Below are 12,707 nucleotides of genomic sequence, written 5' to 3' on the forward strand. Positions count from 1 at the left end.
GCTTCGCCTTTCACAGAGTCACAGGAGAAAACAGTGAAGAAGACCTTGCCCGCGCTGGTCGCGCTCGTGACCAGCGCGTTGGTCCTGACCGCCTGCGGCGGCCTCGGCACCACCACCACAGAGTCCGCGGCGAGCAGCACCGATCCGGTGCCGGAACTCGCTCCGGACCAGAACGTGTCGATCGTGTTCGAAAGCTACAACTACGGAATGGCGGGAGCGTGGACCGACACCTTCAACGCCCTGATCGACGACTTCACCAAGCAGAATCCGAACATCCACGTCACCGCGCAGAAGCCCCAGGGCAACAGTCCCAACCCGGCCACCGACACGATCTCGAGCATCCAGAGCCAGACGGTCGCGGGAACCCCACCCGATGTCGCCCAGCTCGGGTTCAGCGACCTGGACTTCACGATCCATCAGCTCGGCGCGAAGCCGCTCGACGACCTGGTGGGCAAGGACGCGGTGCAGAAGAACTTCGACGGTGCGAAATACCCGTACGCCCCGACCGCGCGCACCCTGGGTGACTGGGAAGGCTCCACCTACGGCGTGCCGTTCGTCTTCTCGACCCCGGTGTTCTATTACAACGCAACACTGTTCGAGCAGGCCGGGCTCGACCCCGCGGCGCCACCGAAGACGTGGGACGAGGTCGCGGCCGCGGCGGACGCGATCACCACCAAGACCGGTAAGGGCGGCGTCTACCTCGACTGCCTGACCAAGACCGCGAAGGACTGGTGCTTCCAGAGCCTCGTCCGGTCCAACGGCGGACGGGTCATCGCCGAGGACCGGTCGTCGCTCACGTTCGCCGACGACCCCGCGGTGCAGGTCGCGGACATGGCGCAGAACCTGGTGCAGTCGGGATCGACACCCAAGCTCAGCCAGCAGCAGGGCTACGAGGCCTTCGCCCGCGGAGATATCGGCATGATCCTCGAGACCAGCGCGATCCAGGGCACCTTCGTCAAGGGCGCCAAGGACAAGTGGGACCTGCGCGCCACCACGATGCCCTCCTTCGCCGGCACGACCCCCGTTCCCACCAACTCCGGAGCGTCCCTGTTCACATTCGCCTCCGACCCCGCGAAGCAGCGGGCCTCATGGGAATTGATCAAGTACCTCACCAGCGAAGAGGCCTACACCAAGATCGCGCAGGGCATCGGCTACCTGCCGCTGCGGACCGGGCTCGTCGACGATCCGGCCGGGCTGCAGGACTGGGCGCAGAAGAACCCCCTCCTCACCCCCAACCTCGCGCAGCTGAAAACGATGGAACCGTGGATCTCCATGCCCGGCAACAACTACCTGCAGATCCGCGACGGCATGATGGACGCCGTCGAGGCGATCGTCTACCAGGACGCCGACCCGAAATCCACCCTCGACGCCGCCCAGAAGCAGGCCACCGCGCTTCTGCCCGCCGAATGAGCACCGCCGCAAGCCCGTCCGGTGACCTGACGATCATCCAACTGACCGACACCCACATCACCGCCGGCGAGACGCTCGTCCACGGCGCCGTGGACACTCTGGACTCGCTGCGCCGCACGCTCGACCGGATCGTCGGATCCGGTCGGCGGGTCGACGCGCTGGTCCTGTCGGGGGATCTCACCGACAACGGCGCGCCGCAGGCCTACCGGCGGCTGCGTGCGGTCGTCGAGCCGGCGGCGGCGGCCCTCGGTGCCCGCATCGTCTACGCGATGGGCAATCACGACGAGCGCACCGCGTTCGGCACCGAACTGTGCGGTCGTAGCACCAAGGACGGTGGTGGTCTGACCGCACCGTACGACGCCGTACACGAGGTACACGGACTGCGGATCGTGGTGCTCGACAGCACCACCCCCGGCCGGCACGAGGGGTGGCTGACCGACACCCAACTGGACTGGCTCCGAGGTGCACTGTCCCGGCCGAGCGCCCGGGGCACGCTCCTGGTCCTGCACCATCCGCCGATCCCGTCGCCGGTCACGACGGTAAATTACCTGCGGCTGCAGGAGCCGGACCGGCTCGCGGCGGTTCTGGCCGGCTCCGATGTGCGGATGATCCTCTGTGGGCACGCGCATCTGACCGGTACCGGTGCGGTGGCGGGGATTCCGGTGTGGGTGGGTCCGGCGTTGTCGTACCGGGTCGACCCGTTGGCCCCGGTCGGCCGGCACCGCGGCCATGTCGGATACGGATTCACTCGGATCGATGTCCTCGGCGGCGCCGTGGTCGCCACCGCGGTGGAGGCGACCCCGGCCGAGGTGGTCTACGACATCCCCGAACAGGAGATGCTCGACCGGTTGCGTGCGCTCGCGCTCGAGGCCGGCTGAGGAGGCGATCGTGTTCGTTGCCGTACCCGATCTCGCCGACGTGGCAGTACCCGTGCAGGCGCCGGTGGTGGTCCCGGCCGTCCGTGTCCACCCTCTCCAGAGGGTGGCGCGGGCGGCCGCCCCCTACCTGTATCTCACGCCTGCGGTCGCCCTGTTGATCGTGTGGACATACCGGCCTCTGCTTCAGGCGGCCCAACTCTCCACCTACTCCTGGAACCTGCTTCCGACCACTCCCATGGTTCCCGTCGGCACGGACAACTACCGCCGGCTGCTCGAGCTGCCGGCGGTCGGTGACTCCGTCTGGCGGACAGTCGTCCTCATCGTCGGGCTGTTGCCGTTCACGCTCGTGCTACCGGTGGTCGTCGGATTCGCCACCCGCGGCGTGCACGGGCGAGCCCGGGCGATCTACCAGAGCCTGATCTTCGCGCCCTTTCTCGTCGCCCCGGTCGCGAGCGCGGCCGTGTGGCAATGGCTCCTCGACCCGGGTGCCGGAATCGTGAACCGGGTGCTGGGCTCGGACACCAACTGGATCCACGAACCGGCGACGGCGCAGTGGGTGATCGTCGCCATCACCGGGTGGCATTTCATGGGTTTCGCCGTGCTGGTGGTGTCGGCCGGGATGGCCGGCATCAGTGGGGACTACGCCGAGGCCGCGCAGGTCGACGGGGCGACGCGGCGGCAGATCGACTGGTGGATCACCCTGCCGCTGCTGTCGCCCACGCTGGTGTTCCTCGGACTCATGACGGTGCTGCTGAGCGCGCAGTGGACCTTCCCGCTCATCGACACCCTGACTCAGGGTGGACCGTCGAAGGCAACGACCAACATCTACTATCTGTTGTGGGACTACGGGTTCCACAGCTTCGACGCGGGCCTGAGCGCCGCCGCGGGCGTCATGCTGTTTCTCGGATTCGGTCTCGTTGCGGGCGTTCTCGTGTGGATCTCGGAAAGGATCTCGTTCCATGACGACTAGCGAGTCACTCGTACCCGAGCCGTTGTGGCGGCGGGCGCGGGGGCATGCCGTCCTCGTCGCCATCGCAGTCGTGTGCATATTTCCCATCTACTGGCTGCTCGCAACGTCGCTGCGACGGCCCGGCGACGTCGGCTCCCTCTCCCCCGTTCCGTGGCCGCTGTCACTGGGGAACTACGTGGACGCGACCGAGAAGGTCGACGTGATCCGACTGCTCGCCAACACGTTCGCCGTCTCCGCGGTCTCGGCAGCTGGTCAGCTCCTCGTGGCCCTGCTGGCCTCGTACGCGTTCGCGATGTATTCGTTCCGCTTCCAGCGGCTGCTCTACCTCGCGTTCGTCGGAACCTGGTTGGTGCCCTTCCAGGTCACGATGCTCCCCAACTATGTACTGCTGTACCAAATGGGACTGATCAACAACCTTGCCGGCGTGATCGTGCCGACGCTGTGCTCCGCGCTGGGTGTCCTGATGCTCCGCCAGCACATGGCCGGCTTCCCGAAAGAACTGGTCGCGGCGGCGAAGTTGGACGGCCGTTCGTCGTGGTCGATCCTCTGGACCGTCGTGGTGCCGAATCTGCGTCCCGCATTGGCGGCGCTGTCGATCCTGTTGTTCATCAATGCCTGGAACGAATATTTCTGGCCCGCGGTGGTCCTGCAGCGCAGCAACGCCGTCGTGCAGTTGGGGCTGAGGAGTTTCATGGGGACCGAGGGAAACGACTGGGGGCCGATGATGGCCGTCGCAGGTTTGGCGTGCCTGCCGGTGTTCGCGCTCTATGTCGTGCTGCAGCGGCACATCGTCAACGCGTTCGTTCGATCCGGTCTGAAATAGGTCTCGGAACACGGCGGAGCCGGTGCCCACCGATCGGGGCACCGGCTCTGATGTCTGCGGGGTCGGATCAGGGGGCGTCGACCGACTCGGGCGGCGGACCGAAGAAGATCGGGTACAGGGACGGTCCACCCTCCGGGAGGGTGATCTCCGCACCGATCCGCTGCCCGCCGAGGCGCTCCCACAGCCGCAGGTTGCGGGTGCTGGACGCTTCGGCGTACACCCCGATGCCGTCGTGAAGTCGCATCGCGCGCAGTGCGCCGGTCAGTGCCGCTCGGACACCGGTGCCGCGATGTTCGGGCCGGACCGCGGCGAACATGACGTGGCAGTGCGGCGGCAGATCGGCGGGGTGATGCGCGTCGAGTGCCTCCATCAGGGTGCGGACCCGTGCCCCGCAGGTGCCGGTGGAGGCGGTGAGCCGGTCGAGGAACGCCCGGTTCTCGGCGTCGGTGATGGCGGGTTCACCCGGTGGTGACCACACCAGGACGGCCGAGTAGTCGTGCGGTGCGGCGACGATCCCGCCGTGGTCCAACAGGAATTCGGTCGTGGACGCGAAGAACGCGGCCAGGTGGTAGTCGCGTCCGAGGGTGTTCGGTGGGATCGCCCATTCGATGATCGGGTCGTCCCGGAACGCGGTGACGAGGGTGTCGACCACGGCGTCGAGATCGGGGTCTGCGGTGACAATGGGAACGGTCGCCGAGGCGTCGGACAGGGTCATACCAGCTCCTCGATGGTGGTGGTCCGGGCCGACGCGCCCGCGGTCCGGTGTGCGGAGGCGATCGCGTCGATGCAGGCGTCGATATGGGCGGAGGTGGTCTGCCAGTTGCAGACCGACAGCCGCAGGCAGGGCCGGCCGTGCCAGGTGGTCGGGCTCGCCCACCCCACCGGGCCGCGTTGAAGGGTGGACACGAGGTGCTCGAGATGGGCCGCCTCGGTGGTGTCGGCGGTAGGGGTGAAGGCGACGAGGACCTGGTTGAGGGCGATGTCGTTGACGATGGTGATGCCGCTGATGGCGGACAGTCCCGCGGCCAGGCGTCGGGCGAGGGCGCAGCATCGTTCGATCAGCTCGGCGACGCCGTCTCCTCCCAGGTGGCGCAGGGTCGCCCACAGAACGAGGCTGCGGGCTCTGCGGGACATGTCGGGGGTGAAGTCGACCGGGTCGCGGCCGCCGTCCTGTGCGGGTGTGAGGTAGGCGGCGCCGGTGCGCAGGGCCGCGCGGTGCGCGACCGGGTGCGCGCAGAACGCGATGCCGCAGTCGTAGGGCACGTTGAGCCATTTGTGGCCGTCGGTGGCCCAGGAGTCGGCGCGTTCGATTCCGGTGACCCGGTTCCGCAGTTGTGGGCTGGCGGCGGCCCACATCCCGAAGGCCGCGTCCAGGTGGACCCAGCCGCCGCGGTCGTGGGTGAGGTCGCAGATGTCGGCGACGGGGTCGATGGCACCGGAGTCGACGTTGCCGACCTGCCCGCACACGATGAGCGGCCCCCTCGTGCGAGACAGCTCCGCCTCGAACGCGGACATGCACATACGGCCCTGGTCGTCGGTGTCGATGAGGCGTACCTGCCCGGCCAGGCCCAGCAGTCGCAGGGCCCGGTGCACGGTGACGTGGCATCCGCGGGAAACCAGGATCGACGGCGCCGGGGCACCGATCAGGCCGTCGCGTTCGACGTCCCAGCCCTGACCGGCGAGCACGTGGTGGCGGGCGGCGGCCAGGCCGGTGAGATTCGCCATCGCGCACCCGGTGGTGATGCCGACCGAGGTGTGCGACGGCAGCCCGAACAGTGTGAGCAGCCACCGCGAGACCGCTTCCTCGACGACGGACGCCGTCGGGCTGGTGGCGTACAGGGCCCCGCACTGGTCCCACACCGAGGTGAGCCATTCGGTCGCCACGGCCACCGGATACGCGCCACCCATCACGAAGCCGAGGAAGGTCGGTGCCCCCGAATGCAGGAGCCCCGGTTCGCCGTGTGCGATCAGCGCATTGAGCACGGTGTCCGCGTCGGCGCCGGTCCGGGGCAGCGGCGCGGCGAGTCGGCGGCGCAGTTCGCTCCGGTCGACGGCGGAGCCGGTGTGCTCGGTGCGCGGATCCTGGAGGTAGTTCGCGCTGTAGTCGCTGATCGTGTGGAGAAGGTCGGCGGTCGCCGCATGGGCGTCGGCGGCGGTCACCGGTCCTCCCGGGGTGCGGGGAGGTAGCGGGCGAGATCGGCGGGCAGCCGCGCGCCCGCGGTGCGGAGCTGGCCCACACGGGTGAGGTAGGCGGCGCCCTCGAGGATGTGGTGGGCGATCTCGGCGACCCGGCGGTGGCCCGGGGCGGCCAGGTGGGTGCCGGCGACCCAGTTGTTGAAGGCGCCCATCGCCGGCCCGCACCAGATCTGATAGTCGGCGGTCCTCTCGTGCGCGCCGCGGATGCTCCACCCCGACGACAGTCCGAGGTACCACCGGAAGATCAGGGCCATCTTGCGTTTCGGGTCGTCGTCGGCGCCGGCGAGTTGCGCCGGGTCGCGTTCGGCGAAGTAGGTGACGCAGTCGTCCCACACCTCGGTGAGCGGTCGGCGGAACACCGCCGATTCGAGGTCGTCGCGCCGCGCGGCGGGGATCGCGTCGATGCCCGCGTAGGCCCGGTAGGTGTCGTAGAGGCGGTGCGCGCGGCTGGCGAACATGGTGCCGCGGCGCAGAACCTGGACCTGGACACCGAGTTCGAACATGTCCGACGACGGTGCCATCGTGCAGTCGGCGACGCCGGCCCCGGCGAGCAGGGTCTTGGTCGCCTCGGATTGCTCGGCTTCGACGGTGGCCTGGTTGATCGAGCCGGTGACGACATAGGCGGCGCCCAGGGCGAACGCGGCGGCCGCCGCGGCGGGGGTGCCGATGCCGCCGGCGGCGCCGATGCGGACCTGTCCCAGCGCGGGCAACTCGCGGTGGATGCGGTCGCGGGCGGCGATCAGGTCGGGCAGCAGCACCATCAGGGGGCGGCGGTCGGTGTGTCCGCCGGAATCGGCCTCGGCGGTGATGTCGTCGGCCATCGGCACCGAGGGGGCGAGCCGTGCCTGCTCGGTGGTGATGTCGCCGCGGTCGAGGAGCTGCCGGATCAGCGCCGCCGGTGCCGGTCGGAGGAAGAGTTCGGCGACCTCGACCCGGGAGACCTTGGCGATGACCCGGTGCGCCCGGATCACCCGGCCGTCGGGGGCGGTCGACAGGCCGGACAGCCGGTACCGGACGATCTCCGGGCTCAGGTCCATGAACGCGGAGGCCTCGACGCAGCGCACCCCGTGCCGCAGGCATGCATCGACGATGGCTCGTTCGAGGGCGGGTTCGCTCGGGCTGTGAATGAGGTTGCAGGCGTACGGAAGTTCGCCGAGGGTGGCGGCGAGTTCGGCGAGGGCGGCGTCCACGCGTGCCGGGACCACTCCCGCGGCGCCGTAGGAGGCGAGGTACCCGGCCCGCGCCAGCGCGGTCACCAGGGCCGGGGAGGCGATGCCGTTGGCCATGGCCCCTGCCGCGTAGGCGTAGCGGACGCCGTGGAAGCTGCGGAAGGTGGGATCGCCGAGCTGGTGGGGCGGGAGGGGTCCGACCGCGGTGAGCACCTCGGTGCGGGCGGCGAGCCCGGCGTCGGCGGTGATGTCGATACCGTCGGGACCGCGGACCACCCAGCACGGGGTGGTCAGGTCCGACAGGGTTGCTCGCACCTGTGTGAGGTCGCGGGCCGGTGCGGTCACGGTGGGAACGGTCATGCCGGGGCCTTCCGCTCGGTCAGTTCGATGGCGATGTCTTCGAGTTCGTAGATCCGCAGCCCCGGTTTCCACAGCGACGCGTCGGCGGTGACCACGACCCCGGTGGCCGAGTGGGTCACCGTCTTGATGTGGACCTCGAGCTCGCAGGTTCCGTCGGAGGGGAGGAACTGCCCGCGGTATTTCCAGGTGAAGGCGATGTTCGCGGGGATGGAGAACACCGGGTCGGCCAGGTCGTCCGCCAGTCCGGTGTCGGCGGCCCACCCCTGCAGGGCCTGGATCACCGATTCCACCCCGAGCGATCCGGGGATGACGGGGTCGAGGTGGAAGTGGCGGGAGAAGAACCAGTCCTGCGGGTCGATGCGGCGCAGGGCATGCAGGTAGCCGTTGCCGAACGCTCCCCCGCCGTCGACGACGTCGATCCAGTCCAGCAGGGCCAGGGTGCGGCGGTTGCTGAGCCGGTCGTCGGGGTTGCGGCGGCGGGCGTCGAGGTCGATGCGGCGGGTGCTTCCCTGGTCGGGGTGCTCGGCCAGCCAGGTGGGGCGGTGGCGGCCGGCGTCGAGTCCGGTCTGGGTGCCGAGCGCTTCGTCGCTGAAGTAGCCGAACATGGTCTCGCCCTGGTAGAACGGTTCGCCGTCGACGGAGAGGGTGTAGTCGAAGCTCTGCAGCGAGGACCCGGGCAGCAGGGTGGTCGACAGCAGCCGTGAGGTCTGGGTGATGGTCTTGTCGCGCAGGTTGACTCGGCGCAGCACGGTGGCGGTGCCGCCGAGGTTGCGCAGACTTTGGGTGGTGTGTGGTTCGGTGAGTGTGGGCCCGAGGTAGTACCCCATCAGCAGGGCGGCCTGCAGCGAGGTTTCCATGTACACGAAGTGCGGCATGGATTCGTTCGCGGTGTCGGCGTAGTACCACGCGTCGGCGGGTGAGTCGTATTCGCTGCGGTAGGTGAGTTGTTGGTCGAGGGTGCCGCGGGTGCCGCCGAAGTCGGTGATGCGGTCGACGAGGAGCAGACCGCCGGTGGGGACGCGGGTGGCCCGGATCCCGGTGTAGTGGGCGAATTCGGGTCCGAGTGCGATGCCCTGGTCACCGCGGGCCAGGTGCGCCATGTGGAATTCGTTGAGCAGTGCCTGTTCTCCGGAGGCGGTCACGCGGCCGGTCCAGGTGTCGAGGGTGCCGCCGGCGCCGGGACCGATGACGGCGGCGGGGTTTTCGGTGACGGTGACCGACACCGGCACCCGCGCTCCGCCGCACAGGACTTCGGCGGTCAGATGGGGGCGGGGGACGAGGTCGATGTCGGTGACGATCAGTTCGAGTTCGGATTCGGTCGATGTGTCGGTTGCTGCGGTGGCGAAGGCGGCGCTGTCGAGGTGCGCGTCGGCGAAACACAGGTGCAGTCCGGCGTAGAGGGCGAAGACCTGCCCGGCTTGGACGGCGGCCGCCGCCGGGTTGCCGGTGTAGCGGGCGCGCAGGCGGCCGAGGCCGAGTGCGCCGTCGCGCAAACCGATGTCGCTGACACTGTGGAGGATCAGCGGGGAGTCGCCGGCGAGGCGGATGTCGGGGTTGGCGCCGTGTTGCTGATAGGCGGGCCCGAACACGGCGGGGATCTGCCCGCGGGTGAGCAGGTCGAGTGCGGCGGCGTCGAGGCGGTCGACGCCGGTGCGGGCGAGGGGTTTGAATGCCCCCTCCGGGGCCGTGGTCACCACGAGGACCGGCCTGCCGGCAGCGGGCGGGATGACCTCCGTGGTGGGGGGGATGACCTGCGTGGTGATGGTGGTGGTGAGAGCGTCGCGGAGCAGGCGCCGCTGCACCGCGGTCTGTGCGGCGAGTGCGGCGCGGTGCGCTACGACGAGCCCGGCCCGCACCTCGGCCAGCGGGGTCGCCGCGGTGGCCGGGAGTGCGCGCGCCGGTGCGCTCGGCACGGCTGCGGCCTTGCTTGTCGGGGTGGTGGTCGGGGAGATGGTTGGGGTGATCGGGACCGGGTTGAACGCGGCGCCGTCGAAGGAGAGGACGTCGGGGGTGGTCGTCGGCACGGGGTTCATGCGCTCCACTGCCTCACTGATTCACGGAACTTCTCGGACAGGTCGGGGGTGGTGACGACGGCGACGTCGGTGAACCGTTGCAGGACGGTGCCGTTCGCGGTGACCGCGCACGCATCGACCAGAGCGTCCACCGGCCCGGGACGGGCGTTGTCGACGATCAGGACGAAGGGTTCGTCGTCGGGCAGGGCGTCGTAGTAGTCGATGCGGCCGATGCCCAGGGGCAGGCAGGCCGATCCGAGTGCCCGGTGACCGGCCACCGGGGGTCCCTGCAGGATCACGTCGGCGAGGACGGGATTGTGCAGGACTCCGGTGAACGCGCCGAGCGCGACCGGCGCACCGGACAGGGCGCACTCGAGGACGAGGGTGTCGGCGTCGTCGCGCAGGATGCGCCGCATGCCCTGCAACGGTGGGGCATGAAATTGGGTCGCGTCCCGGTAGAGGATCTCGGCGTCCGCTCCGGTGGCCGGCCAGGTCACCGGCACCGCCGGTGCCGAGCCCGTCGTGGTGGACAGGTCGAAGGTGGCCGCGTAATGCGGTACCCGTCTGTCCTCATTGGTCCCGAAGACCTGGACGTGCACGCGCACCGGCTCGGTGTCGGCAATGTGCGTGGTCTCGATCGCCACGTCGGTGATCGGGTGGTCGAAGACGATGCCCTTGTGCACGCGGAAGTCGCGGACCGTGGTGACGCACAGCCCGGGGTGGGCTCGTTCGACGACGTTGATCATCGCACCCAGCCCGAATGTCGCGGGCAGCACGGTGTGTTCACCGATGCGGTGCGCGGCGATGATGCGGTGCGCGGGCAAGTCCGACAGATTGCGGCGGACGATCGTATCGGGTCGGTGCGACGGCTGACCGGTCGCCAGGGATTCGGCCTCCCCGATCAAGATGACGACGTCGTCGCGACGTGCGGTGGTGAATTGTTCGGTGAAGGCGCGGGCGCCGACCTCGGGGTCGAGCAGGGTGATGCCGCGGTCGAGGAAGTATCCGCGCAGTTCCGGCGTGACCATGCCGCCGTCCCAGGCGCCCCAGTCGATGGCCGTCACATGATGGTCGGGGTGCCGGTGTTTCCAGGTGGCGGCGAAGCGGCCGAGGGCCTCGTTGGCCACCGCGTAGTCCGCCTGCCCGGAGTTTCCGTACAGGCCGGCGACGGAGGTGAAGAACACCAGGTGCCGAAGCTGCGGCGTCTCACCGAGGGCGCCGAGGACCGCGGCGAGCCCACCGATCTTGGGGCTGAGCACCCGGGCAATCTCGTCGGCGGTTTTCTTGGCGATCATCGCGTCGGCGAGGACCCCGGCGCCATGGACCAGGGCGGTGATCTGGTCGCGGTCGGCGCCGAGCGCGGCCCGGATTGCGGCCGTGTCGGTGACATCGGCAGCGAGGTAGCGTCCGCGCTCCCCCAACTCGGTCAGGGTGTCGCGGATTTCGCGGTTCGCGGTGATCGCCGCGCAGGTGCGGGCGATCTCCCGTGGGGTGGTGGCGGTGCCGGCGAGTCCGGCGATCGCGGCCCGGCGCAGATCCTGGCCCTCGATGCCGTGCGCCCACTGCGGTTCGGGTACCAGTTCGGTGCGGCCGAGCAGGATGAAGCGGGCGTTGCAGTGGCGGGCGAGGTCCCGGACGCACAGGGCGGTGACGCCGCGGGCGCCGCCGGTGACGAGGACGACGTCGTCGGCGGTCAGGGAGGTGACCGGGGCTGGGGTGTCCAGGTGCACGCTGGTCTGTTCGGTGGAGTGGGCGTGGATACCGGGGACCAGGGTCTGCCGGTCGCCGAGTTCGCCGACCCCGACCTCGGGGGTATCGACGGCACTGTCGTGAAGTTCGGCGAGGACGGCAGCGGTGAAACGGTCCCCGTCGAGGGTGGGGTGGATGTCGAGGGCGCGGCTGAACAGTTCCGGGTGCTCGACGCCGAGGGTCTTGACGATGCCGCCGACGCCCCCGGCCAGTGCGCCGACCGGGTCGCCGTCGCCGACGAAGCCGAGGGCGCCGTCGATCCGGGTGACGGTGACGAATGCGGCCCGTGTGCCCGTGCGTGCGGTGGTCAACAGTGCGGGGTGGGTGTGTTTGGCGGCGAGGATCGTGGCCCCGAGTGCTCGGGTCGCCTCGGCCCAGTCGTGGGTGTGGCCGACGGTGACGACGCACAGGTCGATGGGCTCATCGAGAGTGTCGGTCAGGGTGGTGTCGATGTCGTCGAGGGTGCCGCCCAGGTGGATTCGGCGGACCGCCCAGTTGTCGTTGGTGAGGACGTGAGCGAGGGCGGCGCCGTCACTGTGTGCCTCGTCGGGGCCGAGTTCGATGATCACCGCGTGGGGGTGGTCGCCGAAGGTGTTGTCCTGGTGGTCGATCGGGGGCAGGGCGACGAGTTCGACGAGGTGCCGCGGCGCGGTGGCCGCGGCTTCAGCTTTTGGGTGGACATCACTCCCCTCGGCGAGGAGGTCGACGATCTGGTCGAGTGTCCGTAGGGTGCCGAGTTGCTCCGGGCCCAGGCTCGGCAGGTGCGGGAACCGCTCCTGCACCGCGCCGAGTACCTGCACGCGCTTGATCGAGTCGACCCCCAGATCCGCCTCGAGATCCATCGACGGATCCACCATCTCCACCGGGTACCCGGTCTTGTCCGCCACCACTTCCTGCAGCGCCGTCCGCAGGGCCGCGGCACTCACCGCGGCGGATCCCTGCTCGTGTTGCGCTGCCGGTGTGTCAAAGACCGTTGCCGGCTCCGGCGTCGGAGCCGATGCGTCGGCGAGGATCTCGACGATCTGGTCGAGTGTCCGCAGGGCGCCGAGCTGCTCCGGGCCCAGGCTCGGCAGGTGCGGGAACCGCTCCTGCACCGCGCCGAGCACCTGCACGCGCTTGATCGAGTCGACCCCCAGATCC

At 69.6% G+C, this 12,707-nt stretch carries 9 protein-coding genes; 4 read left to right on the top strand and 5 right to left on the bottom strand.

Annotation, left to right across the window (positions count from 1 at the left end):
* Positions 1 to 33: 33 nt before the first annotated feature.
* From ACFWAY_RS24715 to ACFWAY_RS24730, 4 genes are read left to right on the top strand one after another with little or no spacing between them, the layout of a single operon-like run.
* Complete coding sequence (locus ACFWAY_RS24715) at positions 34 to 1,410, top strand: ABC transporter substrate-binding protein (protein ID WP_378512476.1); 1,377 nt, start codon at positions 34 to 36, stop codon at positions 1,408 to 1,410.
* The gene (locus ACFWAY_RS24720; RefSeq protein ID WP_378512477.1) at positions 1,407 to 2,288 is read left to right on the top strand and encodes a metallophosphoesterase; all 882 of its coding nucleotides are present in this window, start codon (positions 1,407 to 1,409) and stop codon (positions 2,286 to 2,288) included. The genes ACFWAY_RS24715 and ACFWAY_RS24720 overlap by 4 nt, the downstream gene beginning before the upstream one ends.
* Before the next feature lie 10 nt (positions 2,289 to 2,298).
* Entirely contained in the window at positions 2,299 to 3,258 is a 960-nt protein-coding gene (locus ACFWAY_RS24725; protein ID WP_378512478.1) for a carbohydrate ABC transporter permease, read from the top strand.
* A complete protein-coding gene (locus tag ACFWAY_RS24730; protein ID WP_378512479.1) occupies positions 3,248 to 4,081 on the top strand; it encodes a carbohydrate ABC transporter permease in 834 nt (277 codons plus the stop codon). The genes ACFWAY_RS24725 and ACFWAY_RS24730 overlap by 11 nt, the downstream gene beginning before the upstream one ends.
* Positions 4,082 to 4,148: 67 nt before the next feature.
* On the opposite strand, the gene ACFWAY_RS24735 is transcribed toward ACFWAY_RS24730, so the two are convergent.
* From ACFWAY_RS24735 to ACFWAY_RS24755, 5 genes are all read right to left on the bottom strand, one after another.
* Positions 4,149 to 4,796 (bottom strand): GNAT family N-acetyltransferase, encoded by a 648-nt coding sequence (locus ACFWAY_RS24735; RefSeq protein ID WP_378512480.1) that lies wholly within the window; start codon positions 4,794 to 4,796, stop codon positions 4,149 to 4,151.
* Complete coding sequence (locus tag ACFWAY_RS24740) at positions 4,793 to 6,241, bottom strand: pyridoxal phosphate-dependent decarboxylase family protein (protein WP_378512481.1); 1,449 nt, start codon at positions 6,239 to 6,241, stop codon at positions 4,793 to 4,795. Before ACFWAY_RS24740 ends, ACFWAY_RS24735 begins: the two co-directional genes overlap by 4 nt.
* Positions 6,238 to 7,806 (bottom strand): PfaD family polyunsaturated fatty acid/polyketide biosynthesis protein, encoded by a 1,569-nt coding sequence (locus ACFWAY_RS24745; protein ID WP_378512482.1) that lies wholly within the window; start codon positions 7,804 to 7,806, stop codon positions 6,238 to 6,240. The genes ACFWAY_RS24740 and ACFWAY_RS24745 overlap by 4 nt, the downstream gene beginning before the upstream one ends.
* Positions 7,803 to 9,839: a beta-ketoacyl synthase gene (locus ACFWAY_RS24750; protein ID WP_378512483.1), complete on the bottom strand. Its 2,037-nt coding sequence runs from the start codon at positions 9,837 to 9,839 to the stop codon at positions 7,803 to 7,805. Before ACFWAY_RS24750 ends, ACFWAY_RS24745 begins: the two co-directional genes overlap by 4 nt.
* A partial coding sequence (locus ACFWAY_RS24755; RefSeq protein ID WP_378512484.1) for an SDR family NAD(P)-dependent oxidoreductase occupies positions 9,836 to 12,707 on the bottom strand: 2,872 nt, incomplete at its 5' end. The genes ACFWAY_RS24750 and ACFWAY_RS24755, both read right to left, overlap by 4 nt.

It is taken from the genome of Rhodococcus sp. NPDC059968 (assembly GCF_042738615.1).
In the GTDB taxonomy this organism is placed as follows: Bacteria; Actinomycetota; Actinomycetes; order Mycobacteriales; family Mycobacteriaceae; genus Rhodococcus_F.